23 protein-coding genes are annotated in these 22,419 nt (G+C 37.1%); 14 read left to right on the top strand and 9 right to left on the bottom strand.

Annotation, left to right across the window (positions count from 1 at the left end; translation table 11 throughout):
• Window positions 1-2: 2 nt before the first annotated feature.
• Together OQZ33_RS22410 and OQZ33_RS22405 are read right to left on the bottom strand one after the other, a co-directional pair.
• Entirely contained in the window at window positions 3-845 is an 843-nt protein-coding gene (locus OQZ33_RS22410) for a DUF6929 family protein (protein ID WP_265801738.1), read from the bottom strand.
• A 96-nt stretch (window positions 846-941) separates the two neighbouring features.
• The gene (locus OQZ33_RS22405) at window positions 942-1,904 is read right to left on the bottom strand and encodes an isopenicillin N synthase family dioxygenase (RefSeq protein WP_265801737.1); all 963 of its coding nucleotides are present in this window, start codon (window positions 1,902-1,904) and stop codon (window positions 942-944) included.
• Between the two features lie 246 nt (window positions 1,905-2,150).
• On the opposite strand from OQZ33_RS22405, the gene msrA reads away from it, so the two are divergent.
• Together msrA and cysS are read left to right on the top strand one after the other, a co-directional pair.
• Window positions 2,151-2,750: a peptide-methionine (S)-S-oxide reductase MsrA gene (gene msrA / locus OQZ33_RS22400; RefSeq protein WP_265801735.1), complete on the top strand. Its 600-nt coding sequence runs from the start codon at window positions 2,151-2,153 to the stop codon at window positions 2,748-2,750.
• A 336-nt stretch (window positions 2,751-3,086) separates the two neighbouring features.
• Window positions 3,087-4,547, top strand: coding sequence for a cysteine--tRNA ligase (gene cysS, locus OQZ33_RS22395; protein WP_265801734.1), 1,461 nt, complete (start codon window positions 3,087-3,089; stop codon window positions 4,545-4,547).
• A 21-nt stretch (window positions 4,548-4,568) separates the two neighbouring features.
• On the opposite strand, the gene OQZ33_RS22390 is transcribed toward cysS, so the two are convergent.
• Window positions 4,569-4,733, bottom strand: a complete 165-nt coding sequence (locus tag OQZ33_RS22390) for a hypothetical protein (protein WP_265801732.1) — start codon at window positions 4,731-4,733, stop codon at window positions 4,569-4,571.
• Window positions 4,734-4,747: 14 nt separating this feature from the next.
• On the opposite strand from OQZ33_RS22390, the gene OQZ33_RS22385 reads away from it, so the two are divergent.
• The 3 genes from OQZ33_RS22385 (at window position 4,748) to OQZ33_RS22375 (ending at window position 7,775) form a co-directional block, all read left to right on the top strand.
• On the top strand, window positions 4,748-5,728 hold the full coding sequence (locus OQZ33_RS22385; RefSeq protein ID WP_265801731.1) for a M28 family peptidase: 981 nt from the start codon (window positions 4,748-4,750) through the stop codon (window positions 5,726-5,728).
• 80 nt (window positions 5,729-5,808) lie between these two features.
• Window positions 5,809-6,666: a nuclear transport factor 2 family protein gene (locus OQZ33_RS22380; protein WP_265801730.1), complete on the top strand. Its 858-nt coding sequence runs from the start codon at window positions 5,809-5,811 to the stop codon at window positions 6,664-6,666.
• 224 nt (window positions 6,667-6,890) lie between these two features.
• Window positions 6,891-7,775, top strand: a complete 885-nt coding sequence (locus OQZ33_RS22375) for a glycerophosphodiester phosphodiesterase family protein (RefSeq protein ID WP_265801729.1) — start codon at window positions 6,891-6,893, stop codon at window positions 7,773-7,775.
• Window positions 7,776-7,873: 98 nt separating this feature from the next.
• Here the strand turns inward: OQZ33_RS22375 and OQZ33_RS22370 are convergent, their stop codons facing one another.
• The 5 genes from OQZ33_RS22370 to OQZ33_RS22350 form a co-directional block, all read right to left on the bottom strand.
• On the bottom strand, window positions 7,874-8,074 hold the full coding sequence (locus OQZ33_RS22370) for a hypothetical protein (protein ID WP_056848482.1): 201 nt from the start codon (window positions 8,072-8,074) through the stop codon (window positions 7,874-7,876).
• Between the two features lie 261 nt (window positions 8,075-8,335).
• Window positions 8,336-8,911 (bottom strand): YdeI/OmpD-associated family protein, encoded by a 576-nt coding sequence (locus OQZ33_RS22365; protein ID WP_265801727.1) that lies wholly within the window; start codon window positions 8,909-8,911, stop codon window positions 8,336-8,338.
• Between the two features lie 114 nt (window positions 8,912-9,025).
• Window positions 9,026-9,988, bottom strand: a complete 963-nt coding sequence (locus tag OQZ33_RS22360) for an AAA family ATPase (RefSeq protein ID WP_265801726.1) — start codon at window positions 9,986-9,988, stop codon at window positions 9,026-9,028.
• A gap of 5 nt (window positions 9,989-9,993) precedes the next feature.
• Entirely contained in the window at window positions 9,994-11,361 is a 1,368-nt protein-coding gene (locus OQZ33_RS22355; protein ID WP_056848484.1) for a peptidylprolyl isomerase, read from the bottom strand.
• A 51-nt stretch (window positions 11,362-11,412) separates the two neighbouring features.
• The gene (locus tag OQZ33_RS22350) at window positions 11,413-11,937 is read right to left on the bottom strand and encodes a hypothetical protein (RefSeq protein WP_265801725.1); all 525 of its coding nucleotides are present in this window, start codon (window positions 11,935-11,937) and stop codon (window positions 11,413-11,415) included.
• 167 nt (window positions 11,938-12,104) lie between these two features.
• Here OQZ33_RS22350 and OQZ33_RS22345 point away from each other — a divergent pair, with 167 nt between their 5' ends.
• Entirely contained in the window at window positions 12,105-12,761 is a 657-nt protein-coding gene (locus OQZ33_RS22345) for a hypothetical protein (RefSeq protein ID WP_265801724.1), read from the top strand.
• Window positions 12,762-12,821: 60 nt separating this feature from the next.
• Window positions 12,822-13,397, top strand: a complete 576-nt coding sequence (locus tag OQZ33_RS22340; protein ID WP_265801723.1) for a non-canonical purine NTP diphosphatase — start codon at window positions 12,822-12,824, stop codon at window positions 13,395-13,397.
• A gap of 194 nt (window positions 13,398-13,591) precedes the next feature.
• Here OQZ33_RS22340 and OQZ33_RS22335 read toward each other — a convergent pair whose 3' ends face one another.
• On the bottom strand, window positions 13,592-15,907 hold the full coding sequence (locus OQZ33_RS22335) for an OstA-like protein (protein WP_265801722.1): 2,316 nt from the start codon (window positions 15,905-15,907) through the stop codon (window positions 13,592-13,594).
• A 65-nt stretch (window positions 15,908-15,972) separates the two neighbouring features.
• Here OQZ33_RS22335 and tilS point away from each other — a divergent pair, with 65 nt between their 5' ends.
• From tilS to OQZ33_RS22310, 7 genes are all read left to right on the top strand, one after another.
• Window positions 15,973-17,304 carry a tRNA lysidine(34) synthetase TilS gene (tilS, locus tag OQZ33_RS22330; protein WP_265801721.1) on the top strand — a complete coding sequence of 444 codons (1,332 nt, stop codon included), beginning with the start codon at window positions 15,973-15,975 and terminating at the stop codon, window positions 17,302-17,304.
• Window positions 17,305-17,793 (top strand): hypothetical protein, encoded by a 489-nt coding sequence (locus OQZ33_RS22325; protein ID WP_010601266.1) that lies wholly within the window; start codon window positions 17,305-17,307, stop codon window positions 17,791-17,793. It begins immediately after the preceding gene.
• A gap of 135 nt (window positions 17,794-17,928) precedes the next feature.
• Window positions 17,929-18,339, top strand: a complete 411-nt coding sequence (locus OQZ33_RS22320; RefSeq protein WP_265801720.1) for a hypothetical protein — start codon at window positions 17,929-17,931, stop codon at window positions 18,337-18,339.
• A gap of 46 nt (window positions 18,340-18,385) precedes the next feature.
• Window positions 18,386-18,517: a GxxExxY protein gene (locus OQZ33_RS24620; RefSeq protein ID WP_416338774.1), complete on the top strand. Its 132-nt coding sequence runs from the start codon at window positions 18,386-18,388 to the stop codon at window positions 18,515-18,517.
• Between the two features lie 49 nt (window positions 18,518-18,566).
• The gene (locus tag OQZ33_RS24615; RefSeq protein WP_416338773.1) at window positions 18,567-18,785 is read left to right on the top strand and encodes a GxxExxY protein; all 219 of its coding nucleotides are present in this window, start codon (window positions 18,567-18,569) and stop codon (window positions 18,783-18,785) included.
• A 315-nt stretch (window positions 18,786-19,100) separates the two neighbouring features.
• A complete protein-coding gene (bshA, locus tag OQZ33_RS22315) occupies window positions 19,101-20,243 on the top strand; it encodes an N-acetyl-alpha-D-glucosaminyl L-malate synthase BshA (protein WP_265801719.1) in 1,143 nt (380 codons plus the stop codon).
• Between the two features lie 246 nt (window positions 20,244-20,489).
• Window positions 20,490-22,370, top strand: a complete 1,881-nt coding sequence (locus tag OQZ33_RS22310; RefSeq protein ID WP_265801717.1) for a glycoside hydrolase family 35 protein — start codon at window positions 20,490-20,492, stop codon at window positions 22,368-22,370.
• The last annotated feature ends 49 nt before the right edge of the window (window positions 22,371-22,419 follow it).

Genomic DNA, 22,419 nt, shown 5'->3' with positions numbered 1-22,419 from the left:
AATTATACGGATAATCGCAATTTATAAACGGTGGTTTTCAGTTCATCCGTATCTCTATCTTCACAGAGTAAAAATTCAAGTGTACTTGCCGTTTTCCTGAATAATGAAATCCCTTCAAACTTATGTAAGCCAGGAATCCTGTAGGAAAAGTTGAGCTTCAAACTTTCTGGATTTATACTGCCGATAAAACCGCCCAAAATATCTCCATCGGTGTAAGTTGATTTGGTATCTTCGGCCGTAGAGATGAAATAGACATCATTGTTCACAAGCACTGCATCGGTAAACGAAGATTCTACATGGTTAATATTGGGGAGCTTCAAGCTGGTAAATGATATTTTTTCAGCTTTTGCTAAATCTTTTTCAAGGATCCGGAATATTCCGTTTTTGCCATCGTTGCCATTTCCCCTGTTAAAAAGCAACCAAAACCGACCGTTAAAAATTGCTCCTTCTATGTTGAAATTTTCATCATTAATATTTGCAAGGACCTTCATTTTTTGATAGACACTTGTCAAATCTTTTGTTCCGACTTGTTGTGATTTTGTATCAAATTCTACCATCAAATTTCTTTTCGAGGTAGATCCTGACCCTAAAATGTAAAACCGGTCAGCATACTGACAAAGCACTTCAAAATCTGGCTTTTGTGGTTTAGGAATGTTTTCCAGGCCCTTTAGTTCACTATCAGATAAGACTTGGATTTTTCGTAATTTTTCACTTTTGATATTGAACTCGTTCAGGTAACCACTGTTATCGCCAATAATGTAAAGCAAATCTGCTTTAGAGATGATACCCGAAGCAGAACCCATTCCTTGTATTTCTTTAAAAATTTCTAAATTGATTGAATACATATTTTTAAAGTAACAAAAAAAGCACCGAATTAAACGGTGCTTTTCTACGATGAAACTTGGACTCCGGACTATCGACTCCCGACTCCAAACGCCCAACTATTTCTTCAATCCAATCTCTCTCAGTCTTTCATCCAAATATTCGCCAGCTGTCATATCGCTATAGGCTTTTGGATGTTCGGCATCAATAGTTGAAGGCAGACTTGTCAAATCCATATCACTGCGTGGATGTAAGAAAAATGGAACCGAAAAACGAGAAGTCTTCATCAATTCGCGAGGTGGATTTACCACTCTATGTGTGGTTGATTTTAATTTGTTATTGGTTAAACGTTGCAGCATGTCGCCTACATTTACAACGATATCGGTGTGGTGTGCTTTAATTGGCAACCATTCATTGCTGCGGGTTAAAACTTCCAAGCCGTCTGCGCTGGCTCCAATTAAAAGGGTGATTAAATTGATGTCTTCATGTGCGCCGGCACGAACGGCATCATCAGGAATTAATTCCGGGTTTTCAATAGGGAAGTAGTGGATGCCTCTTAAAATCGAATTTCCGTTATGCACATGTTTATCAAAATAATCAACTGGCAATTCCAGGTAAGTAGCAATGGCACGTAATAAGTGTGTGCCATTTTCCTGGAGTTTTTTGTAGATATCGCTAGTAACTTTGTTAAATTCTGGAAGCTCTTCTAACACTTCGTTGTCCGGATATTCCTCTTTCACTGAGTCGCCATCGGTAACTTCCTGCCCAATTTGCCAAAACTCTTTCAAATCTGGTGTTTTAGCACCCTTTGCTGTTTCTTTACCGGCACTGGTGTAACCGCGTTGCCCGGCCAATTCTGGCTTCTCGTATTTCCTTTTGGTTTCTACAGGAAGTTGAAATGCAGCTTTAATATTGTCATAAAGCTTATCAATCAATTCCTGACTTAAACCATGGTTTGTGATGGTTACAAACCCCGAATCGTTGAAGGCTCTGCCCAACTCATCAGAAAATTTTTTACGTTCTTCTTCAGTTCCGTTGATATAAGAACCTAAATCCAAACAAGGAATATACGGTGTAGACATAAATTTATTTTTAATGTGATACGAATTTAAAAAAGAATTGTTAATAAGTGCGAGCGTGGCTAGTATTGTGGCTATAAAAATTTAATTAACAGTAATTTAAGTTATTAACATTAACAGATGAGTTAACAATTTGTTGCGATTGTCATTCAAAATCCATTATTGTATCCACACAAACTAGTTGCACTTTATTTTCGTAATATTATTAACGAATGCAAATGAAAGCTGCTTCAATAACTAACACACAAAATGAAAAAAATAATTTTAATTTTATTATCAATCCTGGCATTGAACCAAGTTCAGGCGCAGGGGAAAAAGACTGAGAAGGCCACATTTGGAATGGGTTGTTTTTGGTGTACAGAGGCCATATTTCAAAGGCTTAAAGGTGTTACCGCTGTAAAATCTGGATATGAAGGAGGGCGCTTAGCAAACCCAACTTATGAAGAAGTTTGTACAGGTGCAACAGGACACGCAGAGGTTTTAGAGATTACTTATAACCCAATGGTGATTACTTACGATGAGTTGTTGGAAGTTTTTTGGAAAAGCCATGATCCAACTACACTAAACCGCCAGGGTGCAGATTCGGGTACACAGTATCGATCGGTAGTTTTTTATCATAACGCTGAACAAAAAGATTTAGCTTCTAAGTATAAGGCAGAATTGAACAAGAAAAACGCTTTTGGCAAACCTGTGGTTACTGCTATCGAGGCTGCAAAACCTTTTTATGTAGCTGAAAATTATCATCAAAATTATTATTTGAAAAATGGCAGCGAGCCATATTGCAGAGCGGTAATTTTGCCAAAAATGCAAAAACTGGAGAAAATATTTAAAGATAAGTTGAAGAATTAATCATTAGAACGATCGTCATTCCTGACTTCAAGGGAATGACGATCGACTAAAAAAATTGATATAGCCACAGCAGTTGTACTTAGTAGAATGAGTAATGGCTCAAAACTTGGTTTCTAAACCGCATTGACGCGGTATCCCCCGATTCTTTCTTCATCGGGGATTTAGCTCCCGCCTGCCCGTCGGGCAGGGAAAGGCGGACTGCATTACCCGAATAGCACTACAGTACCTTTCCAAAAAAATGCTCTTTTTGATTTAAGAATTGTCAATTATCTCATTGGTCAGTTAAACAATGAAGCATTCCTAAAACTTTACGCTGGTAAATATTACATTTGCAGTATGAATACTGGCTTACAGCTTTACAATACCCTTTCGCGTAAAAAAGAACTTTTTCAACCGTTAAACGCTGCTCATGTGGGCATGTATGTTTGCGGACCTACCGTATACAGCGATGTGCATTTGGGCAATTGCCGTACATTTATTTCCTTTGATTTGATTTTCAGATACCTGAAATATTTAGGTTTTAAGGTTCGTTATGTGCGTAATATAACCGATGCAGGGCACCTTGAGGGAGATAGGGATGAAGGAGATGATAAGTTTGCAAAACGTGCAAAGCTGGAACAGTTAGAGCCTATGGAAATTGTACAAAAGTACACTCTGGGCTTTCATGATGTGTTACGGATGTTTAATACCTTGCCACCGAGCATCGAACCAACAGCCACTGGCCACATTATCGAACAAATTGAAATGATCAAAGTAATTATCGCCAATGGCTATGGTTATGAGGTGGGTGGAAATGTTTATTTTGATGTAGAAAAATACAGCGAAGAATATAATTATACTATCCTCACCAATCGCAATTTAGAGGATATGTTGAATAATACCCGCGAGCTAGGCGGACAAGATGAGAAACGTGGGCGTTTGGATTTTGCCTTATGGATTAAAGCGAAGCCTGAAACTTTAATGCAGTGGCAATCGCCTTGGGGATTAGGTTTTCCGGGTTGGCATATCGAATGTTCTGCCATGAGCGCAAAATACCTGGGCGATGAATTTGATATTCACGGAGGAGGGATGGATTTAGCCGCTACGCACCACACCAATGAAATTGCTCAATCTGAAGCTTGCAGTCACAAACAACCTGCCCGTTATTGGATGCACACCAATATGCTTACCGTAAATGGAACGCGAATGTCTAAATCTGCTGGCAATGGTTTCCTTCCGCTAGAATTATTTACCGGTGCCCATCCGCTTTTGCGAAAAGGTTATAGCCCAATGACGGTTAAGTTTTTTATGCTTCAGGCACACTATCGCAGTACTTTAGATTTTTCTAATGATGCGCTTGATGCTTCTGAAAAAGGTTTCCGCAGGCTGATGGCTGCCGTGAGTTTGTTGGATAAATTAGCCGTTTCTGATCAAAATGATTTCGATATTGTTGCTCTTAAAGAGAAATGCATTGCGGCAATGAATGATGATTTTAATAGTCCGATTTTAATTGCAGAGCTGTTTGAGGCGGTAAGAATTATTAATACAGTTTATGACGGAAAGGCGAAGATTTCAGCTGAATCTCTGGAGCAACTGAAAGCATTAGTGAACAATTTTGTTTTCGATATTTTAGGCTTAAAAGACGAAGATGCAGGGAGCAACGATTTAAATGGTGTTTTGGAAATGGTGATCGATCTTCGTACTGAAGCGAAAGCCAATAAAGATTATGCTACCTCAGATAAAATTAGAATTGGATTACAGGAGTTGGGGATTCAACTAAAGGATAGCAAAGAAGGAACGACTTGGAGTAAGGTATAGGTTTAGTGAGGATCCTGTGGTTTAATAATCAGAAGCATCAATGAGATTGCCACGTTCAGATGAAAAATCCGGACTCGCAATGACGAACTCATTGATGGACTCGATTTTTTTGATGCCCCGCTCTTCCGTCCTTGCGAGAATATTCTCCGATTTTTCATCGGTAATATTCGTGGCAATCTCCTTCATAATTAACATTAACAATGAATAAAAAACTTTTATTTTGGCCTCTAATTGCTTTACTGAGCTTTCAGGCCTGTAGAAATAAATCAGATAAGGCTAGCAATTCAAAGACAAATGCAGCTATAACTTTAGTTTCGCCAGAATTTAATGCAGATAGTGCTTATGCTTATGTGAAAGCACAGGTTGATTTTGGACCAAGAATTCCGGGTACTTTGGCACACCAAAAATGTGCTGAATATTTGGTTAATAAATTGAAGTCATTTGGCGCAGAGGTCAAAATTCAAGGAGAGAAAACGCAAACTTACGATGGCAAGACCTTTCAGTTAAAAAACATTTTGGCCAGTTTTAATCCGGAAAATAAAACAAGGGTTTTAATTACGGCCCATTGGGATGCCCGTCCGTTTTCTGATCAGGATTCGAATCCTACAAATCACAATAAGCCTTTTGATGCGGCAAATGATGGGGGCAGTGGTGTTGGTGTGATCCTTGAAATGGCAAGGCAAATTCAGAAAAAATCGCCAAACGTAGGTATTGATTTTGTATTATGGGATTTGGAAGACTATGGTAAAGCAAATGATGAAACGCCCGACGAGGTAACCTGGTGTTTAGGCTCACAATTTTGGGCAAAAAATGCGATTGCTGCAGGCTATAAAGCTGGTTACGGGATTAATCTCGACATGGTTGGTGGTGGGAATGCCCAGTTTACGCAAGATGAAATTTCGAGGCAGGCGGCGCCGGACGTAGTGAACAGGGTTTGGGATATTGGTAACGAAATTGGTTATTCATCGTACTTTGTTCGCATTCCGAGCGGTAAAATTGTTGATGATCATTTCTGGATGAACAAAGCCGGAGTGCCATCCATTGATATTATTCACTATAACGATAACAGTGGTTTCTACATCAATTGGCACACCCAATTGGATAACCTCGCAAATATTGACAAAAATACCCTTAAAGCAACCGGGCAAACGGTTCTGGAAACGATTTATCGTGAAAAATAAAATGTGTAATTGTTAATTACTTTTGAAAAGACAGCATCTAAAAAATTCTATATTCGCCAAACATATATCTAAAATTTATAATGAAACAATTATTTTCAACTGCAATATTATCACTTTTGGCAATTGGTGCATGGGCACAAAAAAATGATGGAACCACGAAGTCATTAGTAAGTGCAGAAAAAGATTTCGCAAAATCTATTGCAAAAAATGGAGATAAAGATGCTTATCTGGAGTATTCATTAGCAAGTGCGTTGGTTTTCAGACCGAATCCGGTAAATGTTAGAACGTTTTACAATGCACAGAAAACGGATGAAAATACCGTTACCTGGGAACCAAATTTAGCAAAGGTTTCTCGTAGTGGCGATTTAGGTTTTACTACCGGCCCTTACGCGGTGAGTGGTTCGGAGAAAAAATATGGTCAGTATCTATCCATTTGGAAATCGGAGAATGGCAAATGGAAATTAGCCATTGATTTAGGCACATCGAGCAATAAACCTTTAGATAAATCTGCTCCTAAATTTATTGAACCAAAAGACCATGTAGCACCAAAATTTTTGAATGAGAAACAATTAAAGGCTGGAAAGGATATCATTTCTACAACTGAAAAAACTTTGAACACCCTTTTGAAAACACATAGTATTGCCGCTTTTAGTGGCTTTTTAACGGAAGATGCCCGTCTGTTATTTCCGGGTAACGAAGCCATTAACGGAAAAGGCAAAATTATTTCTTTTTATAACGGAATGATTAGTAAAATTAACTTAAAAACAACTGGTGTTGATAAAGCAATTGGAAGTGATTTAGCCTATACTTACGGCGTGGCCACAATAGATTATAAAGCTGATTTACGCGAAAGTTTTAACTACGTTTTTGTTTATGAAAAAGCTGCAGATGCCAGCTGGAACTTAATTGTTCAGGCTTTTGTACCCGCGGAACGATAAATTTACAATGTGAATTACAAGGGCTGTCATAAAAAGATAGCCCTTTTTTTATGTACTATTGAAGCTGTTCTTTGCACATTCGTTTCCTTTTTAGCCCCGATTGAAGGGGGCACGAATCCCGGTTTTCTCGGGAGAGTAAAGCGAAAAGCGGGAACAACATTAAAAATAGTACTGTTTATGCGCTCCAGAAAATATAATAATAAATCATTTTACGTTTTAAGTTCATGAATAAAAGATTACAGATCATACTTCTGCTCTCGCTTACATTTTTACAGGTTTCAGCTCAAAAGCAAAAATTTGATTTGCAGGGTAAAGCTGGTGCACGTGGAATAATGCCCGAAAATACAGTTGAAGGCATGCTCAAAGCCCTCGATTTAGGGGTAACAACTTTAGAGATGGATGCCGTTATTTCGAAAGATAAAAAAGTTGTGCTATCTCAGGAACCCTATTTTAACAATGAAATTTCTTTAATGCCGAATGGTAAACCGATTTCTTTGAAAGACCAAAAGAAATACAACATTTACAAAATGGATTACGAGGAGGTGAAGAAGTTTGACGTTGGAAGTAAAGTTCATGCTCGTTTTCCCGGTCAGGTGAAGTTTAAAGCCTATAAGCCTTTGCTTAGTGAGACGATTGACGCGGTAGAAACTTATGTGAAAGAAAAAAGGTTAAAAAAGCCTGTTTATAGTATTGAAACGAAAACGATTAAAAGTGGAGATAACGATTTTCATCCTGAGCCTGCTGAGTTTGTAGAATTGATTATGGAAGTGGTCAACGCAAAAAAGATTTCGAAACGGGTAATTATTCAGTCTTTTGATATGCGAACGCTCCAGTATTTGCATGAGAAATATCCTAAAATACAAACTTCGCTTTTGATTGATGAAAAAGAACCTTTCGAAGATTATATTGAAAAATTAGGCTTCAAGCCTACCATTTACAGTCCATATTCGGTTTTAGTAGGTAAAGGATTGGTAGATCGCTGCCATGCCATGGGCATCAAAATTATTCCGTGGACGGTGAATAATTTAAAGGAAATTAAATATTTTATCAGCCTGGGCGTTGATGGTGTAATTACCGATTTCCCAAACTTAATGGGGCAGTTGAAATAAAATTTGAACTACAAAAAAAGCGTCTCGATTTAACCTCGGACGCTTTTTCTATGGCTATATGAACTAGCTGGCATAAACTTTTAACCTTCAACTTAATACTAGTGATGTGATGATTCAGCCTCTTCTGCTTTTGAATGCGGTTTCTCTGTTTCATGGTGACCAGATCCTTCTGGTGCGTGAACGAAAATTGGTCTGGTAAAGGCTACAAGAAGGATTAAAACAATAATCCAAGCTGTTAATGGCAATGCCCAAATGCCTTTTGTTTGATGAACTGGTGCGTGTGAATCGTGAGCTGACATGTTAAATATTTTTGATTTGAAAAATTTTGCTTTCTAATTGGCATAAAGATAAGAACAATTATCCTAAATTATAAAGTAACCATCGGCTGTAGGCTAAATTATTTGATTGCTTTTCCAATCTATCTTTCTCAGATAAAATCGTGACAGGAGGAGTCGATGATTGATCTACAACAATATTAGAAGGCCTTGTTATTAATTTATAGGCGTAAGATATAGGTCTTAGAACAAACATATATAAATTAGCTCGTGACCTGTCGACTGTTAAAACTGTTTCGGTTTTTGTTTTCTTTCCGCAAGCTCCACAACCTCTACAATTCTTTTAGCTTTTGTTTCAGGTCTCTTTGCAAAAGCAATCCACTGTAAAATGGCTTTCCTCACTGATTTGCTTAAACCTAGAAAAAATTCTTTTGCCTCTGGTTTCTTTTCAAATTCATGCTCCAGTTCTTCGGGAATTGTTAATTCTTCTACTTCATCCAGAATTATCCACGAGCCATTCTCTTTTGCCCGAGCAATACTTTCATGGCCAGCTTTGGACATCAAGCCATCATCTATCAATGCTAAAACCTTTGCTTTATTAATTTTAGACCAAGCGCTTTTAGGTTTTCTCTTGGTGAAAAATTGAATGAATCTTTCCTCGTCAATTGATTTTCTGATGCTATCGATCCAACCAAAACAAAGCGCCTCTTCAACCGCCTCCACCCAAGAAAGGGTGGGTTTGTCGGCACTTTTTTTATATTGAATCAACCAGATCGATGTTGCCGTTTGATGGTTTTTTATTAACCACTCTCGCCATTCGTTTCTGCTAGCAGGGCAAATTGATTCTATATAATTCTCCATTATAATGTACTATTATTCAAAACTAAAATACCATTTAGATATGGAGATTGTATTTTTTAAACAAAAAAACCGTAACAATGATGATTGCTACGGTTTCTAAATTGGGTTGTAATTCTATAACAAATCTTTTATGATCTTTTCTATTGATAATCCTTCTGCTTCAGCACGGTAATTTCTAACAATACGGTGGCGTAAAATAGGTTCTGCTACCGCTTGAACATCTTCAATGTCTGGAGCATATTTTCCTGAAATAGCCGCATGACATTTTGCTCCTAAAACCAAAAACTGTGATGCTCTTGGCCCGGCACCCCAGCTAATATATTTGTTTACCGCTTCTGTCGCAAACTCACTAGTCGGTCTGGTTTTAGAAGCCAGCTTTACCGCATATTCCAAAACATTATCCGTTACCGGAATATCGCGAATCAGCTTTTGGAAAAACAGAATATCATCAGCTTGAATAATTTTCTCGAGCGCTATGGTTTTATTGCTTGTAGTATTTTTAACAATATTAAGCTCATCGGCAAATGCCGGATAATTTAATTGGATATTGAACATGAAACGATCGAGTTGCGCTTCGGGTAGGGGATAAGTCCCTTCTTGTTCAATTGGGTTTTGCGTAGCCAACACAAAGAATGGCTTTGGTAAGGTATGGGTTAAGCCAGCTGCTGTAACCGATTTCTCCTGCATGGCCTCTAGTAGAGCGGCCTGCGTTTTCGGCGGAGTACGGTTAATCTCATCAGCCAAAATAATATTCGAAAAAACAGGACCTTTTATAAACTTAAAGTGCCTGTCTTCTCCTAATATCTCTGCGCCAATGATATCACTTGGCATTAAATCGGGGGTGAATTGAATTCTATTGAAATCCAGATCTAAAACCGAGGCAACAGTTTGAACGAGTAAAGTTTTAGCCAATCCGGGTACGCCAACCAACAAACAATGTCCGTTACTAAAAATGGCGATTAAAACTGATTTAATGATATCATCTTGTCCAACAACAACCTTACTAATTTCGGTTTTAATTTTGTTGAAAGTGTGATGAAGTGCGTCAACGGCTTCTACTTCGTTTTTGTACTGCATTCGTGTTATTTTGCGGCTGTAGTGGTCTTAGTCCAAATTTTTAGTTCATCGCAGGTATTAAACTCGTCGTCGATTTTAATGTAAGTACTTTCACGACGTTTTTCAAACCATTCGCTTAAAGTACGATTTATTTTATCACTTTGAGCGGCGTCTCTAATTTTTGGAAAATCTTGTGCCATGTTCGCTTTGTGAGGCGGAATTTTAGATTTTAAATAAAGTAAGCGATAGCCTTGTTTGCCATCAGCTGCAGTATATAAATCAGGCTTAGAAATGCCGCCAATTTTCATGGTATCGATTACCAAAAATACAGATGGATCTAATTTATCAATAGGGATAAAAGTAGTTCTGGCTTGAACATTTTCTGCGTTCAGCATCATACCGCCATTATATTTCGATTCTTTATTGTCTGAATATAAGTTTGCCGCAGCGGCGAATGATAGTTTGTTAGCGATGATTTTGTTGTAAACACTATCGGCATGAAGTTTTAAACGGGTTAAACTTTCTGGTGTTGTTGCGGGTCTTACCAGGATGTGACGGGCGTGAACCTGCTCACCACGACGCTCAATTACCTGGAGGATGTGGAAACCAAATTCAGTTTCAAATACCGGAGAAATTTCTCCTGCTTTAAGTTTAAAAGCCCACGCTGTAAATTCCTTTGCCATCATACTTCTATCAAAGAAACCTAAATCTCCACCATCTGCAGATGATCCCGGATCTTCAGAATATGTTTTAGCCAGAACTCCAAAATCGTCGCCGCCTTTAATTCTTAAACGTAACGCTTCAATTTTATCCCGAAATCTTTGCTTTTCAGCTCTTGATAATTTTGGATCCAGAATAATCTCTCCAACTTCAACTTCCGTGTTAAATTCTGGAATGCTATCACCCAAAGATTTGAAGTATTTCTCAACTTCCATTGGCGTAACATTAATATTTTCGGTGATTTTACCTTGCATTTTCTGAGCGATTAAACCATCTTTAATCGTTGGTCTCATCTCATCCTTATATTGCAAAACCGACTTATTTAAGAATTGTTCTAAACGCTCCTGCCCACCGGCACGTTGCATCATCGAACGCATCCGCTTATCAACCTCATCGTCTACCTGGCCATCTTCTACCATAACCGAATCGATTTCTGCCTGTTGTTTCAGCAGTTTCTGAGTCAAGGTGTTTTGTAAAATTTTACACTTTATGCTTTCATTTGGAGGGTTTCCCTGGTATAGGTACTGCGTATACTCCTGATTCAAATCTGATAGTAAAATAATATTATTACCTACCACAGCAGCAACTTTATCGATGTTATGTTTCCCTGGTTGGGCATAACTGTTTAACAGTGTGCAAATTAATGCTGTTGCTACTAAAAAAAACTTCTTCATTCTTTGTGTTATATTTTGCAAATTTAATACTAATCTTTTACCAAAATAGAGTTACTGTTTTGCGAGTTTTCTTAACTCTTGCTCATTAATCTTAATCTGGTGTTTTTGTCTGAGCCCTTTCAGCCAGTTTTCCTCAAGGCTTTGCTGATAGTCGGCAATTACCTGACCTCTCACATCACTCAATGGCTTATTGTAATTCTGTTGGTTTTTATTATAAAATTCCTGTAATGCTTGCTCATCGTCTTGCGCTTTGTTCCATATCTTTTTTTCGGAGATGTTAAACATCAAAACGCCTTCTTTGTATTCATTGAGCAAAAAATCCTGATCCTTATGTCTTGCATCAGCCTTTTTATGTGCTACCAGTGCAATTTCGTAAGTTTTAATCTCTTCCTGATAAATGGAATTCTTATCCAAACCCATTTCTCTGGCATCCAAAACTTTCAATTTAAAATTTATATACAAGTTCAAATAGTTTTCCAAACTGGCATAATCAGTGCTAGAAATACCATTATGACTCTTTTTATAAGCCCATAAAAACTCTTTGCTACTTATGGATTTACCATTGATTGCAGCCACGTTTTGTGCAAACGAATAACCGAAAATAATACTAAAAATAAATAAGCAACAAGCCTTTTTTGAGCAGAGCACTCTATAAATTTTAAGGGATAAAAGTAACAATTAGCGGCGCTATTATAAGATATTTAACTAATTTTAACAGAAATTATTATCCTACAAAAATACGAATGGAAAACCAGCTTACCAACAATGCGAATGCTTTACGTTTATTTTTTACTGAAGATATTTTTTTAGTGAAGGATGAGTCTGTTCAAATCGCACTTGTTGATAACGAAAAGCCTGTTAGTAACCCGATTGTATCTGAGACTGATTTAACTGGAGAAAAAATTTTACAACCTAAAAGTGAGGCAATTTTAGTAGAAACAAATGAAGAATCTGCCAAAAGCTACACCCCTCAAGTAGAAATTCCTCGTGTTTTGGCTGAACCAAAATCGCCAAAAACCTTTAAATTTTTGGGCGGAAACAAAAAGTCAGTTTTGATTTTGGTGAATGATAAACTGAATGATGTAAGCACTCCTGAAGGAAGGGAATTACTGCGCAAAATTGTTAAGGCAGTTGATTTGGGTACGCCAGACTTTGCGGTAGTGAATTATGCACAATATATGGGAACCGAATATGTTGATTTCCATGAGTTTTTTAAACCTGCAATTATGCTTTCGTTTGGGGTAGAAATTTCTGATCTGAAACTGAATCTGGTTTGGCAGAATGAAATTATTCAGCATGAAAGTACAAAAATCATCTTCGCACCCAACCTTCATCAATTGGATAGCGATTTAACCGCTAAGAAATTACTTTGGGGAAATTTGCAGAAAATTAAGTTATAGATTTTAAATATCAGAATCTGTTTGTTCCATTACCTTATTTACTATTTTCCATCTAACATCATGAAGAAGCTTGTTTTTGCCACCAATAATCAACATAAGACAGAAGAAATCCGGCTGGCGTTGGCTGGAGAATATGAGGTTTTAAATCTGAATGATATTGGCTGTGATACAGATATACCCGAAACTGCTAACACATTTGAAGGGAATGCCAGTTTAAAGAGTAAATATGTTGTAGAGAATTTTAATTTAGATTGCTTTGCTGATGACAGTGGTTTAGAAGTTGAAGCTTTAAATAATGAGCCTGGTGTTTTTTCTGCCAGATACGGTGGGAGTAGAGATAGCTTGGAAAATATGCAACTGGTTTTACAAAAACTCGAAGGACAACACAATCGTAAAGCAAGGTTTAAAACCGTTATTTCCTTAATGCTGAATGGTGTCAATCATATTTTCGAAGGAACGATTGAAGGTAAGATAACCCAAAACTTAACTGGATCAAATGGATTTGGCTACGACCCAATTTTTCAACCTGATGGTTATTCTATTACTTTTGCTGAAATGGATATGGCTAAAAAAAACAAGATTAGCCATAGAGCCATTGCGCTAAAAAAGATGATTGAGTTTTTGAAAGCCAGCTAAACGTCATTGCGAGTCCCGATTTTTAATCGGGCGTGGCAATCTCATTGAGGTAAATAACAACAAAAAAAGAGAACTACAATGACGATTGGAAGGTTACGCTATGTTAGAGATTGCCACAAACATTACCGATGAAGAATCGGAGAATGTTTTCGCAAGGACGCTCCAGGTGCTTGTAAAACGCCGTTTGCATTAATTTACAACTTCTTTGTCGCTTTCTTTAAAGTATCGACTTTCGGCAAAATAGGTTTAATCCCGAAATTAACTGTATCTAAAGGGTTAGCCAAAGGCACATTTTTGTTCAAATTAAAGTTTACTTTTCCATTGGGTAGTGTTAACTTTTTAGCAGGAACCTTGTTAATATTTTTTTGAGCTGGAACGGTACCTTTGCTTGCCAAATTAGTTTTAGCGGGAGGTGTTTTACTTTTTGATTTCGTTTTGCCCGATGAGCCAACGGCATCTTTCTTAGCTTTTGGTCTTTCTTTAGGTTTCCATGAAAAGCCTTTTAACACGTTATCTTTAGCAACCTTATTTTCTGGGTTTAGCGCACCTTCAACACCTTTAATGTAAACAATGTCTTCAATGTCGTTTTCATTATCCTGAAAAATAAATTTAATCCTACTGCTCAAAGTCTGATTCATTTCCTTGTAAACCTTTGTGCTATCATCCTGCGTGTAGTAAATACTTTCAGCATTACCATCAACGTACATGGTTTTGAGCTTGCCATTTCTAAAAAAGCCAGTCATTAATCTGCCTTTTATCTGGTTAAAACGCAAAGAATCTTTTGGTGTGTTTACTAAGAAAGCATTTTTAATGGCTTGCAGGTTGTTTAACTTCTTGTTTTTAAACTGAACATAAATCGTATCTGCAATTTGCTGTGATCCTTCTGACCAAATAATCGGATTTAGAAAACAACGAAGGGTAGAGTCGGCGCTGGTATAAAATAAACTATCCGTTTTTGCCTGGATATTTGTTTTGAAAATTTTCACGCCGTGATAAGCCTTAATTATCCTGGCCTGAACGGTATCTGCCGGATTGAATTTTGCGGTATCGTTTTTTAGGGCACCTTTTAAACTGGCTAAGTTTTTAGTTAAACCATCTTTGGTTACTACTTTCGAGGCAGGCTTTAATAAACTATCCACTTTTAATGGATTAATGTTTTTTATCTCGCCAGCCTTTGCAGTAAGTTTTTTTGTTAAGCTATCCTGCTTTAATTTCGGCAGATTTTTAACAATAGAATCTGCCTTCGCCTTAAGCAGATTTATTGTACTATCCCCCTTTATTTTAGGTGGAATTTTACTTAAAGAATCAATATTTAAACTGTCTGTGGATCTACTGAGGGATAAATTCTTTTCATCATTTTGACTAGGCTCACTCTTTGATTTGTTTTTGGCTTTTTTATCGTTTTTAACCTTTTCTCCAATTACTTTATCAGTGCTTCTTGTTGGTGTTGGCTGATCAGGGCTTGCTTTCTTTTCTTTAGTTGCGCCATCTTCTTCATCGTCTTCTCCAACTTCGTTATCTGCTTTGATAGAAATTTTTGGAATCAACTTTAACGTTTTCTGCAATACCATTTGGGTTTCCAGGGTATCGGCACCCATCCATAAACTATCCGGGCGTTTTTTTCCCTTTACCAGAACAGAATCTTCAGTGCCAATACCTAAATATGCATTTCGGGTTACCAGTGTCCGCTGATCAATTTTGTAGTAGTAGCCTAAATCGCCAAACATTTTCATTTTGTCCTTGGTATCAGAGAATACGATATTTTTAACAGCTTTCCCGTAACCTATCTTTCCAAAATAATAAAGACTATCCCCCTTCAAAGATCTTGTTCCTTGCGTGTATAAATTTTTCTTTCCGAAATAAGCATCTTCTGTCGTCGTATTATAGGCGCCATTTTCTGTGTAAAGGTTATCATCTTTTCCTTTAATGTTAGTAGGGCCGTAAAAATATGTCCATTTGGTTTGTGTATTATAACGTAATGTATCCGATTTAATGGTTACTTGAGGCGTAACTACAACTACATTGTAGCGAAAGTAAGCATCGCTAGAAGTACTAAAATAGTAGCCATTTTTACTCGTTAAGGTAACTTGTTCGTTCACTATTTTTCCTCCACTGGTATAGGTTCCGATTTTGCTTAAGGTATTATAATCCAAAACATTTGTTGTTAAAACCGATGTCGGATCAACCATTCTCACATTTCCGGTTAGGTGCGCCTGTTTTTTATTTCCATCATATTCCAATTGATCGGAGTAGATATCAGTTGTTAATTGATTAATGTGAACGTTTTTAAAAGCTTCGAAATAATTTCTCTCACTGTAAAATACAGCACTGTCGCAGGTTAGTGTTGCGTTATCTTGCTGAAAAATGGGAAAGCGTAAGTAGCTGATTTTATTTTTTGTATCACCGCTTATTTTCGCAAACGAAACAATTTTGATCTTCGTTGCCTTTTGTTGGCTAAAAAGATATACCGGAAAGAATATTAAAAATAAAAAGACAAATAGTTTTTGCACTTTACAAAGTTAGTTTTTTGTTCCGAACGTTCGGAATACCAGTTAAAATTAAATATTTTTGGTGGATGTTACCCTTAAAGCCATTTCAGGATTTTATTAATCAGCACGAGCTGTTTGCCAGGGATGATAAGATTCTTTTAGCCATAAGCGGCGGGAAAGATTCGGTTTTAATGTTGCATTTGTTTAAGGCAATAGGCGTTAATATAGGTGTGGCGCATTGTAATTTTAATTTAAGAGGTGATGAAGCGCAACGTGATGAAAATTTTGTTAAAATGCTTAGTGCAAGTCTTGATGTTCCTTTTTACCTAACGCATTTTGATACCAAAAAATATGCCGCAGAAAATAAAATTTCTACCCAGATGGCCGCCCGAGATTTACGTTACCAGTGGTTCGAAGAAATTAGGATAAAATACAGTTACGATTTGGTTGCTTCGGCACACCATCAAAACGATACGGTAGAAACCATGCTGATTAACCTTACTCGTGGTACAGGAATAAGTGGCTTGCACGGTATTTTACCAAAGCGACAACATCTAATCAGGCCTTTATTATTTTTAAATCGAAATGAGATTGATGAAATAATCGACAAAAATCATTTAGACTTCGTTGAGGACAGTTCGAATCAAAGTACACACTATACCCGCAATAAAATTAGGTTAGGCGTAATTCCGAAACTTAAAGAGATCAATCCAGATTTGGAAAAAACCTTTACAGAGAATGCCGTTCGGTTTGCCGAAGTAGAAGCGTTTCTAAATACAGAGGTGGAAAAATTAGCTACAAAAATTCTTCAGAAGAAAGATGATGGCATTTACATTGCAATGAATGAAATAGTGAAGCTTAATCCGCAGCGGCTGCTATTTTTTGAATTGTTAAAGCCTTATGGATTTACAGAATCGGTTGTTCAGGAAATTTTAAGTCATTTAAATTCATTGAGTGGTACGCATTTTTTCAGCTCAACCCATCAGGCTATTATCAATAGAGATTATCTGGTAATCGCCGAAAAGAATGTCGACTCAATCTTCAATCAGTTCATTCACCCATCAACACAAAATATCCTATTTGGAAAGGATGAAATAGCACTTTCGTTTTCTTCTGAAATAAAATTCGAAGTCGATCATTACAAAGCCTTTGTCAATGCGGATAAACTAATTTTTCCACTGATTGTAAGAAATTGGCAGAATGGCGATAAGTTTATCCCCTTGGGTATGCGACAGCCCAAAAAGGTGAGCGATTATTTTATTGATGAAAAGGTGCCAATACATTTAAAAGCCACCACACCGATTTTAATAAACGGGAATGGCGATATCGTTTGGATCGTGGGTATGCGTCAGGATAATCGATACAAATTAACAGCAGCAACAAAAAAAGTTGCTATATTCGAACTCAAAAAAAAATAAGTGGAAAGCAAATACGCCTACATCGAAAAACAATATATCGGTCGTGATTATGTTCGCATTTTCATCAGGTTAATAATGGCCGCTTTCTGTTTTGCAGCTTATGTTTACGAACGCGATCGCGATAACACCCAAGACTTATTTTTGGTGGTTGGCTTCGGCATTATCGGTGTTTCCATGTTACTGCTTTTCTTAATCCAGTATAAAATTATAGTTGATAATGGCAGTATGATCTTAGATGGCCTTTGGACTACAAAACGCGTTAAAATTGATTTAAATAGCATTGTTGATGTTCGTAAGGCAACTTACAGTCGCTATTTTTTTAATAACCCGGTTTATAATCTTCATACTAAAGGCACCATTCGCTTTTATTCTTCAGGTAAAGATGCCGTTGTTTTAACGGATCGGGATGGCCTGGAATATTTCATCGGCACCCAAAGACCAAACGAACTTTTCCTTGTGATTAAAGAGGAAATGAGAAACCTGAAATAATTTCCGGGTAAAAATTTTTTCAAAAATCAGCATCTATAACTTTTCCATAATTCATTTAATGCCACAGCTATAGGTTGAAGGTGTTTTTTTGCATTGGGCATTTTGATTGAAATATGCAATCGATAAATGATTGTTATGTCGAAATTAATATTTGCTGGTTTGCTAGGATTTGCATCTATTCCGGCTATGGCGCAAACCTATAACGCAAAATTTTCAAAAGACTCATTAGGGATTTTAAATACCAGAGTTGAGGTATTGAAGATGAGTATGAAGGTTTTAGAGCTTAAAATTAAAGAAGCGGAAGAAGAGGCTGATGTAGAGAAATTGCGATTGAAGCTTCTGGAAGCAAATGGAAATGCCAAAGCTTCTTCTGAAAAGCATAGTGAAGATATTAACAGATCTGGGACGATGGTTAATCAAAAAGCTGCTGAAAAATTGACTAAAAAAGCCAAAGAAGATGCTGATGATGCACAAAAGGCTTTGGAGCGATACAATAAACAAATTGCGAAAGTAGAAGACATTCGTACTCAAATACAAGGCGATTAACGCAAACTAGGATATAAAAACCCGCAGATTTTTTAGGATATTTATTATGAGCACCTATTACAATGTAGATGATTATCCTTTTCAAGAAGAATGTTATTTAATAATAGGGATTGGTATGGAAATTCATCGGATCTTTGGAAAAGGGTTTTTCGAAAGAGTATATAAAAGATGCATTTGAATATGAGCTAGTATCTAGATGTATTTTCTTATGAGAGGAAAAAAAATTTTTGGTTAATTATAAGGAGCTCATCCTTAAGCATAAATTTTATGCCGATTTTGTGATTGATGATAAAATAATTCTTGAGGTTAAATCCAGCAGTGGAATAGTTGACGGACATTATGCTGAAGTTTTAAATTATCTAGCGATCTCGAATTTGCGGATTGGCTTAATTGTTAATTTTAATGAAAAATCTCTTCAACACAAAAGAATAATCAGTAGTAAATAGTCATAAATATTCCTCGAATCCACGGCATACCTTAAAATAGTAGTCTTAGCTTGCTGATTTTGGAGATACTCTTATCTAAAAACAAAATTTGCGAATTTGCTGCCACCGTTTTAAGACTCGGCTATTTTTCTTAACCTTCAAGATTTAATGAAAAAAATCTGCGAATCTGCGGCCCACCTTAACAAGCTTGCATTATCACTTATTTCTCTAAAGCTCCAAAAACTTATCACTATAACACTATTTTTATTGCAATATCCCGACATGCATTTCAGCTAAAAATGGGCTACATTTGTGTTGTTAACAACACATTTACAGATGAAGATAGGAATTGTTTGCTACCCCACTTTTGGTGGTAGTGGAGTAGTTGCAACGGAGCTTGGAAAAGCACTCGCCAACGAGGGTCACCAGGTTCACTTTATTACCTATAGCCAGCCTGCAAGGCTTGACTTTTTTTCTGCAAACCTTTTTTATCATGAGGTTTCTGTAAGGGATTATCCACTCTTCGACTATGCACCCTATGAATCGGCTTTGGCAAGCAAACTGGTAGATGTGGTTCGTTTTGAGCAGTTGGATGTCTTGCATGTACATTACGCCATTCCGCATGCATCTGCAGCTTTTATGGCTAAGCAAATTCTAGCCAGTTATGGTATTCATATTCCGGTTGTGACCACTTTGCATGGTACTGATATCACTTTGGTAGGTAAAGATCCAACCTATAAGCCTGTAGTAACCTTTTCAATCAATCAAAGCGATGGTGTAACAACCGTTTCTCAGGATTTAAAAGATGATACTTATAATCATTTTGAAATCACAAAAGAAATTAAGGTGATTCCGAATTTTATCGACTTCAGTCGTTTTAGCCTGCAGGCAAAAGATCACTTTAAAAAGGCAATTGCGCCCAATAATGAACGTATTTTAATTCATACTTCAAATTTCCGGAAAGTGAAGCGCACTTCAGATGTGATTCGAATTTTTGAAAAAGTACAGGCTGTTATTCCTTCAAAACTATTAATGGTTGGCGACGGTCCGGAAAGGTCTTACGATGAACAGCTTTGCCGATCATTAGGTATTGATGATCATGTGCGTTTCTTGGGTAAACAAGATGCCGTTGAAGAAATTCTATCAGTTTCTGATTTGTTTTTAATGCCTTCGGAATCAGAAAGCTTTGGTTTGGCTGCCCTGGAAGCAATGGCTTGCAAAGTGCCTGCAATTACTTCAAATGCTGGTGGTTTGCCTGAATTAAATATTGATGATTATTGTGGCTATATGTGCGATGTTGGTGATGTAGAAGATATGGCTAATAAAGCGATAACCATTTTAAGTAATGATGAAACCCTGAAATATTTTAAGGAAAATGCATTTACAAGAGCACAGGATTTTGATTTAAAAAAAATCCTACCTTATTATGTTGATTATTATAAAGAGGTGATTGAAAATTCGCTTCAAGCGAAATATTAGAATTTAGCTTTTTATGGCTTAAACACTTATATTTAAAGGTTTGAGCATCTTATTTATAGAAAAAATATTCGTTTCCGTGAAGTTGAACGCAATCAAACGTTTGACTTCTGTATGGGAAAAATCTTTAAAAACGAGCAAAAAATTGCTTTATTTGAGAGAACTTAGATTCTAAGTAAATTATTTTTTAAATAAATATATGCCTGTTATTCGGATGATTCCGAGTAAAATAAATCCTTTAATAAACATATGAGATCCAAAATTTTTATGCTTGCACTGTTATTGAGCATTGCGGCAACAGTTAATGCCCAATTTAAAAAGGCAGCTGTGAAACACACTTTCGCTATTGCAGATGGTAATTTTCTTTTAGATGGAAAGCCAATTCAAATTCATAGTGGCGAGATGCACTATTCTAGAATCCCGAAACCTTATTGGCGCCACCGTTTGAAAATGATGAAAGCAATGGGTTTAAATGCAGTAGCAACCTATGTTTTCTGGAATTATCATGAAATTGCTCCTGGCGTTTGGGATTTCAAGTCGGGAAACAAAGACATTGCCGAATACATCAAAATTGCTGAAGAAGAGGGGTTGTTTGTAATCCTTCGCCCAGGGCCATATGTTTGTGCCGAATGGGAATTTGGCGGCTTTCCATGGTTTCTAACCAAAGTTCCTGGAATGGTAATTCGAGGTAATAATCCTCAATATTTAGCAGCAACAAAGGCATATTTTACAGCCTTATATGGTCAGGTTAAACCGCTTTTAGTTAGCAACGGTGGACCAATTGTAATGGTCCAGGGAGAGAATGAATTTGGATCGTACGTAGCGCAACGGAAAGATATTAGTCTCGAGGATCATAAAAAATATAGCGCTGCAGTGTTTCAGCAACTGAAAGACGTTGGTTTTGATATCCCTTTCTTTACTTCTGATGGCAGCTGGCTTTTTGAAGGCGGCGCATTACCCGGTGCTTTGCCAACTGCAAATGGTGAAGATGATGTCACTAAGCTGAAAGAAATTGTTAATCAATATAATGGAGGCAAAGGCCCTTACATGGTTGCCGAATTTTATCCGGGTTGGCTAGACCATTGGGCAGAACCTTTTCCAAAAGTTTCTTATAAAAGCACAGCCAAACAGACCCAGAAATATTTGGATGCTGGTGTTTCTTTTAATTATTATATGGTTCATGGAGGTACAAATTTTGGTTTCACCTCAGGAGCCAATTATGATAATAAGCATGATATTCAACCCGATTTAACCAGTTACGATTATGATGCGCCTATTAGCGAAGCCGGCTGGGCAACCAAAAAATACGATACTTTACGCTCAATGCTTAAAAGCGTAACAACTCCAGCGGTACCAGCAAAAAATCCGGTTATTGCCATTCCAAATATCGTATTAACCAAGGCAGTAGATTTAGAAGATATCAAAAGCAAAATTGCTCCAGTTAATGATGATAAGCCCTTAACATTTGAAGAACTTAACCAAGGAAATGGTTACGTTTGGTACAGTAAAAAATTCAATCAGCCTATTAGCGGCAAATTGGAATTGGCTGGCCTTCGCGATTATGCCATTGTTTATGTGAATGGGACGAAAGTGGCAGAATTGAACAGTTATTATAAAAAATACGACTGCGAAATTGACATTCCATTTAATGCGACGTTGGATATTATTGTGGAGAATATGGGACGCATCAACTACGGTGCTAAGATCGTGAACAGCTTTAAGGGAATTGTTTCGCCCGTAATCATCAATGGCCAAACCATCACCGGAAACTGGGATATGTATCAATTGCCTATGGATGTGGTACCAAATATCACATCGGCTAAAAACACGGCTACTGCTGGCAAACCAGCAATTTACCAAGGGAATTTTACGCTAGCTAAAGCGGGAGACACATTTTTAGATATGCGCACTTTTGGCAAAGGCATTGTGTTTATTAATGGAATAAATATTGGCCGTTATTGGAGCGTTGGCCCTCAACAAACTCTATATGTTCCCGGTTGTTGGTTAAAAGTTGGAAAAAATGACATTGTTATTTTCGAGCAGAAAAATGATGTGATGCAGAAGTCAGTTAAATCTTTAACAACACCAATTTTGGAAGAACTGAAGCCTGAGAATGGTTTAACAAAATAATTTTGATCTCCTGTTTGTCTAGCGAAGTCACCTGATGGTTTTTAGGTGA

Source organism: Pedobacter sp. MC2016-05 (assembly GCF_026239735.1).
Classification (GTDB): Bacteria; Bacteroidota; Bacteroidia; order Sphingobacteriales; family Sphingobacteriaceae; genus Pedobacter.
This window is presented reverse-complemented; position numbering and strand designations above follow the sequence as displayed.